Genomic DNA, 19,970 nt, shown 5'->3' on the forward strand with positions numbered 1-19,970 from the left:
TCATGCCCGATAACACCCGCCGCGCCCGTGATGAAGCCTTCTGGCAGATGTTTGCCGACCGTTACACCGTCGAACCCGGCCCGGTAAATCTGGAAAACGGCTACTTCGGGCGCCTGTCGCGCACAGTGGTCGAGGAATATCAGCGCAACATCGAACTGATCAACCGTAGCAATTCGGTTTACGTGCGCCAGCGTTTCGAACAGCGCGATAGCCTGTACATTCGTGCGCAGCTCGCCGAGCTGGTTGGCACCCCCGCCGAATCGGTCGCCCTCACTCGCAACGCTACAGAGGGTTTGCAATCGCTGATCCGCAACTACAACCGCCTGAAGCCGGGCGATCAGGTGCTGATAGGTGATCTGGAGTACGACACGGTAAAAGGCGCAATGCGCTGGCTGGCGCGCAACCGCGGTGTCGAGGTGATCGAGATCGAACACGCGCACCCCGCCAGCTTCGACAGCTTGCTAAGCACTTACCGCCAAGCCTTCGAGCGTTATCCGCGACTGAAACTGATGGCCCTGACCCACGTCACCCACCGCACGGGGCTGGTCATGCCGGTCAAGGCGATCGCCGCAGCCGCCAAGGAACATGGGATCGACGTGATCCTCGACGGCGCTCATGCGCTCGGCCAGATCGAGTTCAATCTCGATGAAATGGGCATCGAATTCGCCGGCTACAACCTGCACAAATGGATCGGTGCGCCGCTGACCCTGGGTTTCATCTACATCGCCCCCGAGCGCCTGGGCGACATCGACCCGGACATGGGCGAGATGCACTTTCCACTCGATGACATTCGCGCCCGCACCCCGTACAGCACACCGAATATTCCGGCGCTGATGACCCTGCCGCTGGTGTTCGAAGAGCATCACGCGATGGGCGGTTCCGCCGCCAAAGGCGCACGGCTCAATTACCTGCGTAACTTGTGGGTGAGAGCGGTGCGGGAGCTGCCGGGGATCGAAGTGATGACCCCGGATGACCCGCACCTTTATTGCTGCATCACGTCGATGCGCTTCACCCGGCATGCCGATCAGCAAACGATGGTTGAGCGGCTGCTCAATGACTACAACCTGTTTACCGTCATGCGCAGCGGTGCGGCGTGTGGGCCGTGCATTCGCATTACCCCAGGGCTTACCACGACGGCAGCGCACATGACGTTACTGACCCAGGCACTGAACGAGCTGCGTTGACGTCACACGGTGTACTTGTCGAAGTCTTCGGGTTTGATCTGTGTCGACACTGCAAACGTGTCGATACCGATGGTGAGGTGCCCGAAAAAACCGTCTTCATGTGAGTCTCGACTGATGGCGTGAACGTTCAACGTCGAGGCTTCGCCCGCCATGGTCTTATAAAAAAAATCCTGTGCATTGGTCAGCGACGGGACGGCTCGACCACTGTATTCCCTGGCGTTGAGTACCGACCGCGAGGCCACCTCGGGAAAGTAAAGCTGGCCGACCCAGGCGACGTGTCGCGCATCCATGCAATGGTTACCGGCCTTCACGCGCACGGCGACGTGGATGTGCAAGGCGCGGCCCGCGTAGAACCCCGGATACGTGGTGGTAAACCGCACGATGCCCTTTTTATCCGTGCATTGCCCTCCACGCAAATAGGTGTCGTCGTCCGTTCGCGGGATCGCACCAATGTCGCCGACGTCGACTTCCTTGTCCGGGTTCACCAGGCTCCAGCCCGAATAGGCCCCGCGTGCGTTGCAATGCCAGATATCGACCACGGCGTCTGTCACCGGTTGCCCGGTCATGGCATCGACGATCGTCAGCCGTAGCACCAAGGGAATACCCTCGGTGCCTTCACTGATGTTTCGTCTGATTAGTTTCGGATTTCGGAAATAAGGGCCGGCGATCTGCTCGGGTGACAGCTGGTATACCGGTTGTACGGATGTAAGTGAGGTGTTGTCGTCCATGATGTTCGCTCTTCCATAAGATGAACTCAGGTTAGCGCCGGACGAGCGGTGAGATGCGGTAACTATGTATCGCACGATGTCTCATGCAGGAGCGAGCTTGCTCGCGAAAAACTTCGGGAGATCGCGATCATTCAGACAGCACGCGTTATCGTTATCGTCCATCGCGAGCAGGCTCGCTCCCACCGTTTTTTTGCGGGCAAAAAAAACGGTGCACCGACCAAGCGCACCGTAAAGCCGTAGTACACACAACGAAGTGTTTGGTGAATCCGATCAGTCCAGCAGCGCCAATGCCTCAGCGGTGCATTCCTGAATGCGCGCCCAGTCGCCGTTCTTGATCCACTCAGGATCAAGCATCCAGCTACCGCCCACGCACATGACGTTTTTCAATGCCATGTAGCTCTTGATGTTGGCCGGGCCGACGCCGCCGGTCGGGCAGAATTTCACTTCGCCGAACGGGCCGCCCAGGGCCTTGATGGCTGCGACGCCACCGCTGACTTCCGCCGGGAACAACTTGAAGCGGCGATAGCCCAGACCGTAGCCTTCCATGATGCCCGAAGCATTGCTGATGCCCGGCAACAGCGGAATCGGGCTCTCGACACCGGCTTCCAGCAGGTCACGGGTGATACCCGGCGTGACGATGAATTGCGAACCGGCTGCTTGCGCAGCGGCGAGCATGGTGCGATCCAGCACCGTGCCGGCACCGGTCACCAGTTCCGGACGCTGCTCGCGCAGAATCTGGATGGCCTTGAGGCCGAACTGCGAACGCAGCGTCACCTCCAGGGCCGTCAGGCCACCGGCAGCGAGGGCGTCGGCCAACGGCAGAATGTCCTGTTCGCGAGCGATGGTGATCACCGGCAGAATCCGCGCTTTAGCGCAGAGACTGTCGATCAGGGCAACTTTGTCCGCCATGGAAACGGTCGGGGATGTGTTTTTCATAGCGGCTGATCCTTGGCTCATGGGCACCAGTAAATCTCTAACGTAGGTTGCAGAAACGCGCGAATCGGCATGGCGGCGACATCGTCACCGGCCAATGCGGCACTCAGGGTGATCAGCTTGGACTGACCGGAAATCGATAAAACGGTGTGCTTGGCCGAGGCCAGCAGCGCGCGACTCATGGTCAGGCGCTGACGCGGCACGGTCGGTGCCAGCATCGGCCAGCAGCGACGCGTGCCGTCGACTTTCAAGGCATCGACCAGGTTCGGGCTATTCGGGAACAGCGAAGCGGTATGACCATCGTCGCCCATGCCGAGTATCAGCACGTCGATCGGCGGCAACTCGGCAAGCAAACGGTCGGCCTGCTCGGCTGCCAGCTCAAGGTTCGCGGTGGCGCTGTACAGACTCAGGAACTGAGCCTTTTCCGCCGGGCCTTGCAACAGGTAGCGCTTGAGTAGACCGGCATTGCTGTCGGCATGCTCTACCGGCACCCAGCGCTCGTCGGCCAGGGTGACGACAACCTTGGACCAGTCCAGTTTCTGCCTGGCCAGGTTCTGGAAAAACGCCACCGGGCTGCGTCCACCGGACACCACCAGCGTCGCGGAGCCGCGAGCGTCGATGGCGTCACTCAGTTGCTTGGCCACCGTCAACGCCAAACCATCGGCCAGCAACACGGGGCTTTTGAACTCATGGGCGCTGACGCCCTGAGGCAGTTTCAATTCAGATATCGCCATACCACGACCTCCCATCCCGCGTGATCAGAGCAATGGAGCTCATCGGCCCCCAGGACCCGGCCGCGTACGGCTTGGGCGCATCACCGGATTTTTTCCACCCGGCGATCAACTGGTCACACCACTTCCACGCGGCTTCGATTTCATCTTTACGGACAAACAGGTTCTGATTGCCGCGCATCACTTCCAGCAACAACCGCTCGTACGCATCGGGAATCCGTGCGCTGCGCCAGGTGTCGGAAAAATTCAGCTGCAATGGACCGCTGCGCAGCTGCATGCCCTTGTCCAGGCCTTGCTCTTTAGTCATCACACGCAAGGAAATGCCTTCGTCCGGTTGCAGGCGGATAATCAGCTTATTGCTGATCTGCAAGCGCTGCTCGGGAGCGAAGATGTAGTGCGACGGTTCCTTGAAGTGGATGACGATCTGCGACAGCTTCTGCGGCATGCGCTTGCCGGTCCGCAGGTAAAACGGCACACCGGCCCAGCGCCAGTTGCGGATATCGGCCCGCAGGGCGACGAAGGTTTCGGTGTCGCTCTGGGTATTGGAATTCGGTTCTTCCAGGTAACCGGGAACCGGTTTGCCTTCGCTGTAACCGGCAATGTACTGGCCACGCACCACTTGAGTGGTCAGGCCTTCCGGGCTGATCGGCGCCAGTGCCTTGAGCACTTTGACTTTCTCGTCACGGATGCTGTCCGCGGACAGGTCGGCCGGCGGGTCCATGGCGATCAGGCAGAGCAGTTGCAGCAGGTGATTCTGGATCATGTCCCGCAGCTGACCGGCCTTGTCGAAGTAGCCCCAGCGGCCTTCGATCCCGACCTTCTCGGCCACGGTGATTTCCACGTGGGAAATGTAATTCTGGTTCCACTGGGTTTCGAACAGGCTGTTGGCAAAACGCAGGGCGATCAGGTTTTGAACGGTCTCTTTGCCCAGGTAGTGGTCGATACGGTAAGTGCGGTTCTCCGGGAAGAACTGCGCCACGGCGTCGTTGACCTTGCGCGAGGATTCCAGATCAGAGCCGATGGGTTTTTCCAGCACTACACGGGTGTTTTCAGCCAGGCCGACCTTTGCCAGATTCTCGCAAATCGCGCCATAAACGGCGGCCGGCGTTGCGAAGTAGGCGATCACACGCTGAGCGCTGCCGGCCATTTCAGCCAGGGCGACATAATCGTCAGTCTTGAGGAAGTCGACGTGCAGGTAACTCAAGCGAGCCAGGAAACGTTCGACCACGGCGTCGTCCAGCTCTTTGGCCCCGACGTAACGGCGCAGCTCGGAGGCGATAAACGCCAGATGCTCTTGCTCGCTGCCGGATTCACGGGCCAGCGCGATAATCCGCGTGTCCGCATGCAGCAGGCCTGCGCCATCGAGTTGATAAAGGGCAGGAAACAGCTTGCGCAAGGCCAGATCGCCGAGGGCGCCGAACAAGGCAAAGGTGCACGGTTCAACCGTAATCGAAGGCATGATGTTTGTTCTTTTATCAAGTTAAGCTACAAATACCTTTTTTTAAGGCATCACTCAAGGGAAAATGTAGTAATAACCACAACATTTTCGCAAAATACAGATTCCGAGTGGTGGTCGGTTGGAGCCATCAGTAGGATAGGCCACCGTTATGGGCCGCATCAAAGGCCCTTTTTGCATAGCAGAGCGCTTGTTTGCGCATCTGACTTAAGGAACATCTATGGACCGCGTGCGAAATTTACTGGAACAGATCCAGAATCGCCTTGAAGACCTGAACAAGGCCGAACGCAAAGTCGCCGAAGTGATCCTGCTTAACCCTGAGCAGGCCACCCGGTTCAGCATCGCCGCCCTCGCCCAGGCCTCAAAGGTCAGCGAGCCGACGGTCAACCGTTTCTGCCGTTCGTTTGGCGTCAGTGGTTATCCTGAACTCAAGCTTCAGCTGGCCCAAAGCCTGGCCAGTGGTGCGGCGTATGTCAGCCGTGCGGTCGAGGCGGACGACAATCCCGAAGCGTATACCAAGAAGATTTTCGGCAGCGCCATCGCGTCGCTGGACAGTGCCTTGCAGGCACTGGACCCGAACCTGATCAGCCGCGCCGTCGACCTGTTGATCCAGGCCCGACAGATCCACTTTTTCGGCCTCGGCGCCTCGGCTCCGGTGGCGCTGGACGCACAGCACAAGTTCTTCCGCTTCAACCTGGCCGTCACGGCCCATGCCGACGTGCTGATGCAGCGCATGATCGCGTCGGTGGCCCACACCGGCGAATTGTTCGTGATCATTTCCTACACCGGCCGCACCCGCGAGCTGGTGGAAGTCGCACGCATCGCTCGGGAAAACGGTGCTTCGGTACTGGGCTTGACGGCCGAGGGCTCACCACTGGCCAAGGCCAGCACCTTGAGCCTGAACATTCCACTGCCGGAAGACACCGACATCTATATGCCGATGACGTCGCGGATCATTCAGCTGACCGTGCTGGACGTGCTCGCCACCGGCATGACCTTACGCCGGGGCGTGGATTTCCAGCCGCATTTGCGCAAGATCAAGGAAAGCTTGAATGCCAGTCGGTATCCGATTGGGGATGAGTTCAACTGATTCCGCCCGATTGCTTCGTTGCCTGATAGGCCGCCTTCGCGAGCAAGCTCGCTCCCACATTGGATCTTCAGCGAACACAACATCTGTGTACGACGGTGAACCAAAGTGGGAGCGAGCTTGCTCGCGATGAGGCCAGCAGCAATACCGCAAGCCTTGAACTAAACCCCAACCCGCGCCTGCAAACTCAAATGCGCCCTCTGCCCCGGCGCCAGGCTCAGGCTATCAGTCCCGCCGCTCGCCGCCTCAACACAGACAAACCCGGAAATCTCGTTCCAACTCACGCCCAATAACGGTCGTGAGCCAGGGTGCCACACCACCGTGTCCGCATCGTCACCGGTATCGATACACAACGCTCGTTGCCAGGCATGGTCCTTGAGCTGCAATTCGCCCTCATGCTGGAACACTCGCTGGCAACCACCATCGACGCGCAACTCACCTTCCTGATGACAAACCTGCCGGCTCAACTGATCGTAACCCTGCGCGCCCTCGAGGCCAGACAGCGCTACCTCGCCGACATCACCAATACGCCAATAAGCGTGCAACGCCTGGCTCAATTGGCACGGCAGGCTGTCCTGATGCTCGGTGCTCAGGCGCAAGTCCATCCGCTCGCCCAGGTGCGCATGCAGGTCTACTTGCCAGTCGCACAACTGAAGCTGCCAATGCAGGCGCACTCCCTCGTCGTCACTACTGCTATCGAGCAACTTCCAGTCGATCAGCCGTGCCCAGCCATGGGACGGCCAGGCGTTTTCGCTCGGGTGACGGCCATACCACGGCCAGCACACCGGCACACCGCCACGAATGGCGCCGACCTGCGGCCACTTCGCCGCGCACCAGAGCCAGGGTTTCTGCCCCTTGGGCTGGAAGTGCAGCAACTGCGCGCCCTGACGGCTGAACACCGCCTGACACAGCGGATGATCAATCACCAGCACGTCGCGCATCTGATAGCGCTCCCACGCAAACACCGGACGTTCGCGCAAGGATTTGAAGAAGCGTTGTAGCGGATGCTCAAGCATGTGCCGCAGTCCTGAAAATCATCTGTCACCCGGGGTGCGCCCTCCCCCAAAAAAAAGCGGATAGCCTTGGCCATCCGCAAATATGCGCACATAGAGAGGAGCTTATCGCAACAGCGTTAGAACACCGACTGAATTTTCAGGCCAGCCACCAGCGCGTTGTCGACTTCATCAACACCGCCCGGGTGAGTGACGTATTGCAGGTTAGGCCGCACAGTCAGCCAGTTGGTCACGTGGAAACCGTAGTTGATCTCGTAGTTGTACTCGGTGGTTTGCAGCGGCGAGAACAGCGGATTGTCGTAGTCGGTGACACCATTGGCGGCGTTGACCAACTCGGCGTTTTGCTCCACGTTATCGTTGACATGGATACGGGCGAAACCGATGCCGACATCATCTTTTGGACGTGCATCGAACGGGCCCTTGTACACAAACATGAGCGACTGGTAGTTGTCGACGATGTTGGTGGCCTTGTCGTGGAAGGTGGCGTTGGCCGCGATGTTCAGACCGCGAGAAGCGTCACCGTTGTGGCTTGTAAGTTGTTGCTGTGCCACGAACCAGGAGCCGTGCTTGCTGTCGTGGACGCGATACGGTTTACCGGTGGTTGCCGCATCATTGCCGTTGTCGTCTTCAATAACGTCATTGGCGTCGGCAGTGCTCTTGTAGTAACCCACGCGGTATTCGCCCGGCAGGTTGTTGACCTTCGGCGACCAGACCAGCTCGACCGGCAACACGGTGCCTGCGGTACCACTGCCGCTGAGTTTGAAGCCGTTACCGTGCTCCAGCTGCGTCGGGTTCTGGTTGTACGCGCCGATCTGTGCATACAACTCAGGCGTGATGTTGTACTTCACGCGGATCGCCGCTTGGCTGACCGGCCAGTTGTACCAGATATTGGTGGCCCAGTTACCCACCTGGGAACCGCAGAACGCCAGGTTCTGGAATTCGCACGGGAAGGTGTTGAAGTCTTCACCTTCACCGAAGTAACCGGCTTTGATGTCCAGTTTATTGTCGAGAAACTGGTGCTGGACCCACAATTGGGTCAGGCGGACCATATGGCCACGGCCGTAGACTTCCTGCGAGGAGCTCAAGGTGCCGACACGCGGATCGCCGACACGGTCATTGGAGATGTTCTCACCGTTACGGTTGGTGAGCTGGATCTTGGCCTGGGTGTTGTCCCAGCCCCACAGCTTTTGCAGGTCCAGCGCCACGCCCAGACCAAACTGGTCGGCGTAACGCGCGGTCTTGTCGTGGTTGTAGCCACCGTGGAGATTGCCGCCCACTTCACCGACGTAATCCGCCTTGATGTCGATCCCTTGCTCGATCAGTTTGGTCCGCTCGCCACCCCAGTCACCCGTCATCCACTTGGAATCGGCACTGAACGCATCAGCCGCGTGTACGTTACCGGCCATCGTCATCACCGCAATAGCTGACAACTGGCAGATAAGCTGAGCGTTGTTTTTCTTCTTCATCCCTACATCCTCGTTTTATTGTTATTAACTGTTATCTAACGCGGCTACATCCCCTGTAGGAGCGAGCTTGCTCCGGGCGGTGTTCCGACGATGGTGTGTCAGCTACATTGATGTCGACTGATACACCATCGCGAGCAGGCTCGCTCCTACACTTTTGATCTTCAGCGGCCTTTGAATTGGGTCACGTTGGCAGCTCGTGTTTCGGTTTGCGGCAGACCGGCCACCCCCAGGCGCTCACCGGTCTTGGCATCAAACAGCAGCACTTTCGATGGATCGAATTGCAGGGTCAGGGTCTCGCCAACATTAGGCGCGACGTCCGGAGCCAGGCGGCAGCAGACTTTGGTGTCGTTGAGATTGACGAACACCAGGGTGTCGGGACCGGTCGGCTCGGTGACCTGGACTTCGGCACGAATGACCGGCAAGCCATTCGGCTCTCCGCTTGCCAGCACGATCTGCTCCGGGCGCATGCCGAGGATCACTTCGCGGTCTTCGAGGCCGGCGTCCTGCATGCCCAACGGCAATTCGCAACGCGCCTGACCGCTGTCGAGCAACGCCACCAGGCGACCGTCCTTGCGTTGCAAACGCAGGGGGATGAAGTTCATCGGCGGCGAACCGATGAAGCTCGCCACGAACAGGTTGGCCGGATCGTTGTAGATCTGCTTCGGCGTGCCGAACTGCTGGATGATTCCGTCCTTCATCACCGCCACCTTGTCGCCCAGGGTCATGGCTTCGATCTGGTCGTGAGTCACGTAGACCGTGGTGGTTTTCAGGCGCTGGTGCATCAGTTTCATTTCGGTGCGCATCTCGACCCGCAGCTTGGCGTCGAGGTTGGACAGCGGTTCGTCGAACAGGTAAATCTTCGGCCGCCGCGCCAGGGCACGGCCCATCGCCACACGCTGTTGCTGACCACCGGAGAGTTGGCCGGGCTTGCGATTGAGCAGGTGTTCGATCTGCAACAGCTTGGCGACACGTGCGACTTCTTCGTCGATTTCGGCAGCCGGCATTTTGCGAATCTTCAGACCGAACGCGATGTTGTCGCGCACGCTCATGGTCGGGTACAGCGCGTAGGACTGGAACACCATGGCGATGTCGCGATCTTTCGGGCTCATGCCACTGATGTCGGCATCGTCCACCAGAATCGCGCCGCCGCTGATGTTTTCCAGGCCGGCGATGCAGTTCATCAAGGTGGATTTGCCGCAACCGGACGGGCCGACCAGGATCAGGAACTCACCGTCATCGATCTTCAGTTCGATGTTTTTCAGAGTGTCCGGCAAACCGGCACCGTAGGTCTTGTTGACGTTGCGTAATTCGAGAGTTGCCATATTTCTACCCCTTGACCGCGCCGGACGTCAGCCCACGCAGGAAATACTTGCCAGCGAAAATGTAGACCAGCAGTGTCGGCAGCCCGGCGATCATCGCGGCGGCCATATCAACGTTGTATTCCTTGGCCCCGGTGCTGGTGTTGACCAGGTTGTTCAGGGCCACGGTAATTGGTTGGGCATCGCCACTGGCGAAGACCACGCCAAACAGGAAGTCATTCCAGATTTGAGTGAACTGCCAGATCAGGCAGACCATCACGATCGGGATCGACATCGGCAGCAGGATCTTCCAGAAAATCGTGAAGAAGCCCGCGCCATCAAGGCGTGCAGCCTTGACCAGCGCATCCGGAATACTCACGTAGTAATTGCGGAAGAACAGCGTGGTGAACGCCAGGCCGTAGACGATGTGCACCAGCACCAGACCGGTGGTGGTGTTGGCCAGGCCGAGTTTGCCAATAGTGAATGAGGCCGGCAGCAGTACAGTCTGGAACGGCAGGAAGCAGCCGAACAGCAACAGACCGAAGAACAATTGCGAACCGCGAAAGCGCCACATCGACAACACGTAGCCGTTCATCGCCCCAATAAACGTAGAAATCAAAACCGCTGGCACGGTGATTTTCACCGAGTTCCAGAAGTAGCCGCCGACGACGTCCCAGGCTTTGATCCAGCCGATGCCGTCAATCACTTGCGGCCAGCTCAGCAGGTTGCCGGTGCGGATATCTTCCGGGGATTTGAAACTGGTCAACAGCATCACCACCAACGGAATCAGATAGATCGCAGCAGCCAGCAACAACGTGGCGTAGATCGCGATACGGCTGAAGCTCAAGGCCGGTTTGCCAAATTGATTACTCATGGCGTTTGCCTCGCAATTCGGAATACAGGTACGGCACCAGAATCGCCAGGATCGCGCCGAGCATCATCATGGCGCTGGCCGAACCAATGCCCATCTGGCCACGGCTGAAGGTGAAGGAATACATGAACATTGCCGGCAGGTCGGACGAGTAACCAGGACCGCCCGCGGTCATTGCCGCCACCAGGTCGAAGCTCTTGATCGCGATGTGCGCGAGGATCATGAAGGCGCTGAAAAACACCGGGCGCAGGCTCGGCAGGACGATTTTCAAATAGATGGTCGGCAGGCTCGCACCGTCGACTTGCGCGGCACGGATGATCGATTGATCGACACCACGAAGGCCGGCCAGGAACATCGCCATCACAAACCCGGAGGCTTGCCACACGGCCGCGATCACCAGGCAGTAAACGACCCGATCCTGATCCACCAGCCAATCGAGACGAAAGCCTTCCCAACCCCAGTCGCGCAGCATTTTGTCCAGGCCCAGGCCTGGGTTGAGCAGCCATTTCCATGCGGTACCGGTGACGATCATCGAGAGCGCCATCGGGTACAGGTAAACGGTGCGGATGAAACCTTCCTTGCGAATCCGTTGATCCAGCAGCACGGCGAGGAACACACCCAATACAAGGCTGATGCCGATGAACATGCCGCCGAACACCGCGAGGTTTTTGCTCGCGACCCACCAGCGATCGTTGTCCATCAGACGGATGTATTGCTGCAGGCCGACCCACTTGTAGCTCGGCATGAAGCTGGAATTGGTAAAGGACAGTACGAATGTCCAGATGATGTAACCGTAGAAGCCAACCAATACGATCAGCATGCTCGGCGCGAGTACCAACTTGGGTAACCAGCGTTGCAGCGCATCGAACGGTGAGGCTTTGCTGAAAACCGCCACAGAGCTCATCGGGATAATCCAGTTTTAGATATAAGAATTGGAGTGCGATCCACTGTAGGAGCGAGCTTGCTCGCGATGGTGTGTCAGCTAGACAGGTGTTAACTGACACTCCATCGCGAGCAAGCTCGCTCCTACACAGGGTTTACTGGGCGGCCTTGATTGCCGATGCCAGTTGGGCGCTGGCCTTGGCCGGGTCAGCATCCTTGTCGTTCATGAAGTTGGTCACGACGTCAAAGATTGCGCCCTGCACGGCCAGGGACGTGGCCATGTTGTGCGCCATGCTCGGTTGCAGCCCGCCGGTCTTTTCATCCGCCAGGAAGTCCTTGGCCGACGCTTGAGCACAGGAATCGAAGCCCAGACCGCTCATGTCATTGAGCATGTCGGTACGCACCGGGATCGACCCTTTGTTGATGCTGAAGATCTTCTGGAAGTCTTTACCCAGAGCAACCTTGGCCAGATCCTGCTGGGCGGCGATGTCACCTTTGCGATCAGCCTTGAGCTTGAACACCGCCAGGGAATCAATGTTGTAGGTGAAGGCTTTTTCGGTGCCCGGGAACGGCACGCATAGGTAGTCTTTACCGGCTACTTTTTTCGCGGCGGTCCATTCACTCTTGGCCCAGTCGCCCATCATCTGCATGCCGGCCTTGCCGTTGATGACCTCGGAGGCAGCGATGTTCCAGTCACGACCGGCGCGGTTCGGGTCCATGTAGCCCGTGAGTTTTTTCAGCTCGGTGAACGACTTGGTCATCTCAGGCCCGGAAAGGGTTTTCTGATCCAGGTCTACCAGGGCCTTCTTGTAACCGTCGGCCCCCATGACCGAGAGCACCACGTCTTCGAACACGGTGCTGTCCTGCCAAGGCTGGCCACCATGGGCGAGCGCGATGAAACCGGCAGCCTTGAGCTTGTCGCCGGCGGCATAGAATTCTTCGAGGGTGGTCGGGGCTTTGTCGATCCCGGCTTTCTTGAAGACTTGCGGGTTGATCCACAGCCAGTTGACGCGGTGAATGTTCACCGGCACAGCGACATAGTCATCTTCGTACTTGACGGTGTCGGACACTTTTTTCGAGAGCAGGCCATCCCAGTTTTCCGACTTCGCGACGTCTTTCAGTGTGTCGGTGCTGAGCAGGCCAGTGCTGCCCCACTCCTGGATGTCCGGGCCTTTGATCTGGGCAACGCCCGGCGGGTTTCCGGCGACTGCCCGACTTTTGAGCACGGTCATGGCCGTGGAACCGCCACCACCGGCGACTGCGCCGTCCTTCCAGGTAAAGCCGTCTTTTTCGACTTGGGCCTTGAGGACATCGACCGCTGCTTTTTCACCACCCGACGTCCACCAGTGAACGACTTCCACCGAACCTTTGGAATCGGCAGCAAACGCACTCAGAGGGAATGCAGACAGTGGGAGCAGAGAGGCGAGAGAAATGACAGTAGCGAGGCGAGAAATCGCATTCATCTGGTAGTACCTTTCTTGTTGTTATGCATGCAAGTCTGGTGCTTGCGCTGCATAGGATTTTAAACAGGAGTTTTCCCTTCGCAGGTAACGAAGGGACGTGTGAATGTCACCGCATGGTTACACAGCAGCACCCTGGGATAACTGCGCCAGAGCCGTGGCCATGCTCGGCGCCAGCGGCAGACGCGGGATCAAGACGGCTTGCCAGGCGTGATACAAGTCGGGTTTCCCGGCCCAGATATCGGCACTCGGGCGGTTTTGCGGGTCAAGTTCATGGTGCCAACTGCCCTCGCAACGGTCGATGAAATGACTGTCACAGAATTCCCAAAAAAGCCGATACCAGCTTTCGTACTGCGCATCGCCGGTGCGCTTGAGCAGCGCGCTGGCCGCGGCACTGGCTTCGCAATGAGTCCAGTGCAAGCGATGGCGCATCACCGCGCGATTGTCCCAATCGAGGGTATAGACAATCCCCGGCGCACCGTCGACGTTCCAGCCGTGCCGACAGTTGTGATCGAAGAGTTTTTGCGCATCGGTGGCGAGCCAGCCTGGCGTGAGCATTGCGGCCTGAGCCCGCGCGGCTTCGAGGTGCAGCAACAGGCGCGCCCATTCAAAACCATGGCCCGGCGTAGTGCCATAGGGGCGGAAACCGTCGGCCGGGTTGTCGTGGTTGTAGTCATGTAACGGCTGCCAGTCGCGATCGAAATGCTCGACCACCAAATAGTCATTGGCAGCGGCGTGACTATGGATAACGCGCTCGACGATGCGCTGTGCGCGACTCAACCACCGGGTGTCTTCGGTGACATCGGCCAATGCGAGGAAGGCTTCGGTGGCGTGCATGTTGCTGTTGGCGCCGCGATAGCTTTCCTCACCACTGAAGTCGCGGTTGAAGGACTCGCGCATCGCACCCTCCTCCTCGCTCCAGAAATGCGTGTCGATGATGTTGATCGCATCATCGAGCAAGTCTTGCGCGCCGGGGCGCTGGGCAACGACCGCGGAACTGGCGGCCAGCGCGACAAAGGCGTGCAGGTAAGCGGCTTTGCCGGTGTTGCCGTCGCGATAATGTGCGGTGGCGAACCAGCCACCGTGCTCGGCATCGCGCAACGGACCCAGCAGGGCTTTGATGCCGTGATCCACTAACTCGGCAAACCCCGGCAGGCCCTGGATGTGAGCCATGGCGAAGCTGTGGGTCATGCGTGCGGTGTTCATGGTTTCGGCGAGGGCATTGGCCGGGAGACGGCCCTTTTCATCAAGATTGCCGAAACCTTCGGCGACTTTTGCGGCCTTGGCAAACGCCAACAGGCGCAGGCCTTCAGCGGCGAGCCATTGCTGATGGGCAGGTGCATTCAGCCAACTGCTGAAGGCGGGTCGGAAGGTGTCCATGGGGTGCCTTTTTTGTTGTTATTACTGTGGGCAGTCTAAACAACGGGCGGTGGCGGGCTTGTAACGAAGGGGGCGAGTTATGTCACTAGCTTGTGACATTTGGCTGGAGGAATGTGTTGAAGGGGCTGACGCCTTCGCGAGCAGGCTCGCTCCCACAGTGGATTTGTATAAGACGCATGCCCCCTGTGGGAGCGAGCTTGCTCGCGATGAACGATGACGCGGTATTCCTAATCAACACTGCGCGGCAACTGCAACGTCACCCGCAATCCGCCTTCACGCAGGTTTTGCAGGCTGACTTCACCACCATGGCTATGCGCGATATTGCGCGCAATCCCCAGCCCCAATCCATACCCCTGCTGCTGCCCGGCCAACCGGAAATGCGGCTCGAACACCTGCTCCATCCGCTGCTCCGGAACCCCCGGTCCTTCATCGTCGACATGCAGGATGAACGCGCTGTCATCGTCATCAATGTGCAGGTGTGCGTTCTGCCCATATTTCAGGGCGTTGTCGATCAGGTTGCCAATACAGCGCTTGAGCGCCAGCGGCTTGCCCGAATACGGCGCCAGCGCCCGCCCTTGCTGAGTCACGCGACCATTGCCGTTGGGCGCCAGGTACGGCTCCACCAGACAATCGAGCACATGGTTGAGGTCCACCGGTTCGATATTTTCGTGAATATCGGTGTCCTTCACGCATTGCAGAGCACCTTTGACCAGCAGTTCCAGCTCATCCAGATCACGACCGAATTTGGCTTGCAGCTTTTCGTCTTCGAGCAGTTCGACTCGCAGCCGTAACCGGGTAATCGGCGTGCGCAGGTCATGGGAAATCGCGCTGAACAACTGACTGCGTTCAGTGAGGTAGCGGCTGATGCGTTCGCGCATGGCGTTGAAGGCGCGCCCCACTTCGACCACTTCACTGCCACCGCCCTCCGCCACGGGCTCGACTTCCGCGCCAAGGGACATGTCTCGCGCCGCCCGCGCCAGGCGCTTGAGCGGCCGGCTCTGCCAGTGCACCAGCAGGCCGATGAACAACAGCAAAAAACCGCTGGTGAGCACGATGAACCAGACTTGCTGCGCCGGCAAACCCTGCTCTTCAAGACTGGTGTAGGGCTCGGGCAACAGCGAGGCGATGTACAGCCACTCGCCCGGTGCCATCTGGATTTGCGTGACCAGCACCGGCGGGTTCACCGGCTCCAGGGTCAGTGCATAGTGCGCCCAGGAACGCGGCAATTCGTCGAGCTTCAGGCCTCCGTTGAAGATCCGCAGGTCCTCGGGGCTGACGAAGGTCACCGAAATATCGGTGTCCTGCCCCAGCGACTGGCGCAGCACTTCGTCCACTGCTTTGAGCACCGCTGCCTTGCGCGGGGTGATCGGCAGTACTTCCATGCCCAAGGGCTTGTCGTTGAGGGTCACCACGAAACGCGTGCCGCCCATGCTGCGCAGCTGGTCGAGCACCAGCGGCCGGAACGCCACCGGCAGCGAGCGGAAGTAACTGACGCTGGCCGTCATCGAATGGGCGAGGCTGCGGGCGCTGGTGACCAGGCCTTCCAGCTGCGTGGCGCGCAGTTGCGACACCCAGATCACGCTCGATAGCGCCTGGGCGAACAGCACCGCCAGTAGCGTCAACAACAGCATTCGCCCGAGCAGCGAACGTGGCACCGGCACCCGTGCGGCGAGTTTGCGCAGAAACTCAGTGGCCATTGCTGGCAACCACATTGGCGGCCAGTTGGTAGCCGCTGCCGCGCACGGTACGGATCAGCCGTGGCGGTTTTTCAGTGTCGCGCAAACGCTGACGCAAGCGGCTGACCGCCATGTCGACGATGCGATCCAGCGGCATCAAGTCGCGACCCCGGGTGGCATTGCCGATGGTGTCGCGGTCGAGGATTTGCTGGGGGTGGTCGAGGAACAGTTTCAGCAAGGCGAAATCGGCGCCCGAGAGAATCACTTCTTCGCCGTCGATGTGGAACAGCCGATGGCTGACCATGTCCAGCCGCCAGTCATCGAAGGCCAGCACTTCACTGCCGGAGCGATCCTGACCGAACTGCGCGCGGCGCAACAAGGCTTTGATGCGCGCCTGCAATTCACGGGGGCTGAAGGGTTTGCCGAGGTAGTCGTCGGCGCCCAGTTCAAGGCCGATAACGCGATCAGCCTCGTCGGAGCTGGCGGTGAGCATGATGATCGGCACCTGAGCCTGACGCGGGTGCTGGCGGATCCAGCGACACAGACTGAAACCGTCTTCGTCCGGCAGCATCACGTCGAGAATCACCAGATCGCTCGGCGCGTCGTTCATCGCCTGGCGAAAGCCTGCGCCGTCGGGTGTGGTGCGGACCTGGAAACCGGCGCGGGTCAGGTAGGTGTCCAGCAACTCGCGTATCTCTTGATCGTCATCGACCAACAAAATCGACTTGTTGACTGAGCTCACAGGGGCGGCATCCTTGTTGTTTGAATGGGTCGGATTATGCCTTAAGCAAAGAATCTACAAACACTGCAAAAACAACTGTGGGAGCGAGCCTGCTCCGGGCGGCGTTCCGACGAAAGCGGTTTTACATTCAACACATTCGTTGACGGACACACCGCTTTCGCGAGCAGGCTCGCTCCCACATTTTTGATTGTATTTCAGGCTGGAATGGATTGGTCGAGCGCCACACCCGCGCCCATCAGGCCGGAATACGGAGCCGTCACCAGCCACACCGGGATGCCTTTGAAGTAATCGCTCATGCAACCCTTGTCGGCAAAGCACCGGGCAAAACCGCTGCCGACAAAGAAATCGGCAAACCGCGGAATCACCCCGCCGACGATGTACACGCCACCGCGCCCGCCGATGGTCAACACGTTATTGCCGGCCACGCGACCGAGCCAGCAGCAGAATTGCTCCAGCACTTCCAGGGCAATCGGATCACCTGCCAGCCCCGCCGCCGTGATCGATTCCGGCGTATCGAGAACCGGCTCATGCCCATCCACCGCACAAATCGCCCGATAGACCCGCGGCAAGCCGCTACCGCTCAATGCTGTTTCAGCACTGACATGGCCGATCTCGTTGAAAATGTGTTGCCACAGTTGAGTTTCCCTCGGACTGCTCAGCGGTAAATCGACGTGACCGCCCTCACCCGGCAATGCGGCGAAACGGCCTTCGCCCAAGTCGAGCAGCGCGCCAACGCCCAGGCCCGTGCCCGGACCGATCACCACCGCTGGCCGCAACGGTTCCGGCGTGCCTTCGCAGACCACCCGAAACTCGCCCGGTTGCAAACGGGTCATGCCCAACGCCATCGCCGAGAAGTCGTTGACCAGCAGCAATTGATCCACCTGCAGGGTCTGGCAGAACGCCTTGCGACTCAGCCGCCAGTGATTGTTGGTGAACTTGAATTCATCACCGCTCACCGGGCCGGCCACCGACAGGCACACCGAGCCGACAGAACCCAGCGCCAGACCGAGCCCGCTCAGGTAGAGCGCAATGGCCTCCTCGGGGTTGGCGTGGTCGGCTGTCGCCAGCACCTGGACCGATTCCAGTTGATGGTTTTTCCACAACGCGAAACGTGCGTTGGTCCCACCGATGTCACCGACCAAAGCCAGTTTCAATTAAGCGTCTCCAGGGCAGAAGTAAAGGCGCTGGCGCCTTGCTCTGCGGAGCTGAAGGCCATGCGCATGAAACCAAACAGTTCGCGACCGCTGCCAATGTTATTGCCCAACAGGCCCTTGGCCGGCGTGCGCGCTGCGAATTCTTCGGCGTCCACCTTAAGCTCCAGGGTGCCTTTGACGCCATCGACGCGGATGATATCGCCCTCTTGCACCCGCGCCAAAGCGCCGCCCACATACGCTTCGGGGCTGACGTGAATCGCCGCCGGGATTTTCCCCGACGCACCGGACATGCGGCCGTCCGTCACCAGCGCGACTTTGAAGCCGCGATCCTGCAGCACGCCGAGGAACGGCGTCATCTTGTGCAGTTCCGGCATACCGTTGGAGCGCGGGCCCTGGAAGCGCATTACCGCGACGAAATCTTTTTCCAGCAAACCGGCCTTGAACGCATCGGCCAGGTCCTGCTGATCCTGGAACACCATGGCCGGTGCTTCGACGATCTGGTTTTCCAACGCGACGGCCGACACTTTCATCACTCCCCGACCGAGGTTGCCTTCCATGACTCGCAAGCCGCCCTCTGGCGAGAACGCGCGAGCGACCGGACGCAGAATGGTTTCGTCGAGGCTTTCGGTCGGGCCTTCGCGCCAGACCAGTTCGCCGTTATCGAGGAACGGTTCCAGGGTGTAGCGGCTCAGGCCGTGGCCCAGAACCGTGTTGACGTTTTCATGCAGCAGACCGGCTTCCAGCAGTTCGCGGATCAGGAACGACATGCCGCCCGCGGCCTGGAAGTGGTTGATGTCGGCTTTACCGTTCGGGTAGACGTGGCTCAGGGTCGGCACCACCTCGGAGAGGTCGGCCATGTCTTGCCAGGTCAGTTGAATGCCTGCGGCCATGGCGATGGCCGGCATGTGCAAGGTGTGGTTGGTCGAGCCGCCCGTGGCGTGCAGGGCCACGATGGAGTTGACCAGCGAACGCTCGTCGACGATTTCGCCGATCGGCATGAAATCGCCGTTCTGCTTGGTCAAGCGCGTGACTTGATGTGCCGCTTCGCGAGTCAGGGCCTCGCGCAACGGGGTATTGGGGTTCACGAAAGAAGCGCCGGGCAAGTGCAAACCCATGACTTCCATCAGCAACTGGTTGGTGTTGGCAGTGCCATAAAAGGTGCACGTACCAGGGCTGTGGTAGGAGTTCATTTCCGATTCCAGCAACTCTTCGCGGCTGGCCTTGCCTTCGGCGTAGCGCTGACGGACGTCGGCTTTCTGCTTGTTGGAAATGCCCGACACCATCGGCCCGCCCGGCACGAAGATCGTCGGCAAATGACCGAAACGCAACGCCCCCATCATCAGGCCCGGCACAATCTTGTCGCAGATGCCGAGCATCAGCGCGCCATCGAACATGTTATGGGACAGCGCCACGGCGGTGGACATCGCAATCACTTCGCGGCTCGGCAGGCTCAATTCCATGCCGGGTTCGCCCTGGGTCACGCCGTCACACATGGCCGGGGTGCCGCCGGCGAACTGGCCGACGGAGCCTATTTCACGCAGGGCTTTTTTGATCTGTTCAGGAAAGACTTCGTACGGCTGATGCGCGGAGAGCATGTCGTTATAGGACGAAACAATCGCAATGTTCGCGGAGTTCATCATCCGCAAGCTGTTCTTGTCGTCGCTGCCGCAACCGGCCACACCGTGGGCGAAGTTGGCGCATTGCAGCTTGCCGCGCATGGGACCGTCGCTGGCTGCCCCGCGAATCAGTGCAAGGTAAGCCTCACGCGTGGCGCGGCTGCGGGCGATAAGCCGTTCGGTGACCTCAAGGACGCGGGGATGCATGTGTAGAACTCCAGGCTAACGGATGTGGCGACCTGATTGTCTATGCTGAGCAAGAGCCGTTGTCGATGGAGTGACAGACGGTTTTC

The 19,970-nt window shown here is 59.6% G+C and carries 17 protein-coding genes; 2 read left to right on the forward strand and 15 right to left on the reverse strand.

All coding sequences use genetic code 11. The annotated features are described in order from the left end of the window. The first annotated feature begins 2 nt into the window (after positions 1-2). A complete protein-coding gene (locus AC1MDT_RS15850; protein ID WP_480418032.1) occupies positions 3-1,184 on the forward strand; it encodes an aminotransferase class V-fold PLP-dependent enzyme in 1,182 nt (393 codons plus the stop codon). Between the two features lie 2 nt (positions 1,185-1,186). Here AC1MDT_RS15850 and AC1MDT_RS15855 read toward each other — a convergent pair whose 3' ends face one another. The 4 genes from AC1MDT_RS15855 to zwf all read right to left on the reverse strand — a co-directional run bounded on the left by AC1MDT_RS15855 (position 1,187) and on the right by zwf (position 5,035). Continuing rightward, entirely contained in the window at positions 1,187-1,912 is a 726-nt protein-coding gene (locus AC1MDT_RS15855) for an intradiol ring-cleavage dioxygenase (protein ID WP_480418033.1), read from the reverse strand. A 270-nt stretch (positions 1,913-2,182) separates the two neighbouring features. Then, positions 2,183-2,848: a bifunctional 4-hydroxy-2-oxoglutarate aldolase/2-dehydro-3-deoxy-phosphogluconate aldolase gene (locus tag AC1MDT_RS15860; protein ID WP_480418034.1), complete on the reverse strand. Its 666-nt coding sequence runs from the start codon at positions 2,846-2,848 to the stop codon at positions 2,183-2,185. Between the two features lie 17 nt (positions 2,849-2,865). After that, positions 2,866-3,579 (reverse strand): 6-phosphogluconolactonase, encoded by a 714-nt coding sequence (gene pgl / locus AC1MDT_RS15865; RefSeq protein ID WP_480418035.1) that lies wholly within the window; start codon positions 3,577-3,579, stop codon positions 2,866-2,868. Then, positions 3,566-5,035, reverse strand: coding sequence for a glucose-6-phosphate dehydrogenase (zwf, locus tag AC1MDT_RS15870; RefSeq protein WP_480418036.1), 1,470 nt, complete (start codon positions 5,033-5,035; stop codon positions 3,566-3,568). The genes pgl and zwf overlap by 14 nt, the downstream gene beginning before the upstream one ends. Positions 5,036-5,261: 226 nt before the next feature. Here zwf and AC1MDT_RS15875 point away from each other — a divergent pair, with 226 nt between their 5' ends. Next, the gene (locus AC1MDT_RS15875) at positions 5,262-6,122 is read left to right on the forward strand and encodes a MurR/RpiR family transcriptional regulator (protein ID WP_173667542.1); all 861 of its coding nucleotides are present in this window, start codon (positions 5,262-5,264) and stop codon (positions 6,120-6,122) included. 158 nt (positions 6,123-6,280) lie between these two features. Here the strand turns inward: AC1MDT_RS15875 and AC1MDT_RS15880 are convergent, their stop codons facing one another. The 11 genes from AC1MDT_RS15880 to edd all read right to left on the reverse strand — a co-directional run bounded on the left by AC1MDT_RS15880 (position 6,281) and on the right by edd (position 19,884). Then, positions 6,281-7,135: a D-hexose-6-phosphate mutarotase gene (locus AC1MDT_RS15880; protein ID WP_414907929.1), complete on the reverse strand. Its 855-nt coding sequence runs from the start codon at positions 7,133-7,135 to the stop codon at positions 6,281-6,283. Between the two features lie 116 nt (positions 7,136-7,251). Then, positions 7,252-8,598 carry a carbohydrate porin gene (locus AC1MDT_RS15885; RefSeq protein ID WP_480418037.1) on the reverse strand — a complete coding sequence of 449 codons (1,347 nt, stop codon included), beginning with the start codon at positions 8,596-8,598 and terminating at the stop codon, positions 7,252-7,254. A gap of 161 nt (positions 8,599-8,759) precedes the next feature. Beyond that, positions 8,760-9,920 carry an ABC transporter ATP-binding protein gene (locus tag AC1MDT_RS15890; RefSeq protein WP_480418038.1) on the reverse strand — a complete coding sequence of 387 codons (1,161 nt, stop codon included), beginning with the start codon at positions 9,918-9,920 and terminating at the stop codon, positions 8,760-8,762. A 4-nt stretch (positions 9,921-9,924) separates the two neighbouring features. Beyond that, positions 9,925-10,770, reverse strand: coding sequence for a carbohydrate ABC transporter permease (locus tag AC1MDT_RS15895; RefSeq protein WP_414907932.1), 846 nt, complete (start codon positions 10,768-10,770; stop codon positions 9,925-9,927). Further along, positions 10,763-11,671 (reverse strand): carbohydrate ABC transporter permease, encoded by a 909-nt coding sequence (locus tag AC1MDT_RS15900; protein ID WP_007902369.1) that lies wholly within the window; start codon positions 11,669-11,671, stop codon positions 10,763-10,765. The genes AC1MDT_RS15895 and AC1MDT_RS15900 overlap by 8 nt, the downstream gene beginning before the upstream one ends. A 133-nt stretch (positions 11,672-11,804) precedes the next feature. Then, positions 11,805-13,112 (reverse strand): ABC transporter substrate-binding protein, encoded by a 1,308-nt coding sequence (locus tag AC1MDT_RS15905; protein ID WP_480418039.1) that lies wholly within the window; start codon positions 13,110-13,112, stop codon positions 11,805-11,807. Between the two features lie 117 nt (positions 13,113-13,229). Continuing rightward, positions 13,230-14,489, reverse strand: coding sequence for a D-mannose isomerase (locus AC1MDT_RS15910; protein ID WP_480418040.1), 1,260 nt, complete (start codon positions 14,487-14,489; stop codon positions 13,230-13,232). A 227-nt stretch (positions 14,490-14,716) separates the two neighbouring features. Beyond that, complete coding sequence (locus AC1MDT_RS15915) at positions 14,717-16,186, reverse strand: ATP-binding protein (RefSeq protein WP_480418041.1); 1,470 nt, start codon at positions 16,184-16,186, stop codon at positions 14,717-14,719. Further along, on the reverse strand, positions 16,176-16,907 hold the full coding sequence (locus AC1MDT_RS15920) for a response regulator (protein ID WP_480418042.1): 732 nt from the start codon (positions 16,905-16,907) through the stop codon (positions 16,176-16,178). Before AC1MDT_RS15920 ends, AC1MDT_RS15915 begins: the two co-directional genes overlap by 11 nt. 194 nt (positions 16,908-17,101) lie before the next feature. Further along, positions 17,102-18,061: a glucokinase gene (locus AC1MDT_RS15925; RefSeq protein WP_480418043.1), complete on the reverse strand. Its 960-nt coding sequence runs from the start codon at positions 18,059-18,061 to the stop codon at positions 17,102-17,104. Continuing rightward, entirely contained in the window at positions 18,058-19,884 is a 1,827-nt protein-coding gene (edd, locus tag AC1MDT_RS15930) for a phosphogluconate dehydratase (protein ID WP_480418044.1), read from the reverse strand. The genes AC1MDT_RS15925 and edd overlap by 4 nt, the downstream gene beginning before the upstream one ends. Positions 19,885-19,970 lie beyond the last annotated feature (86 nt).

This window comes from Pseudomonas sp. ASL7 (assembly GCF_056680375.1).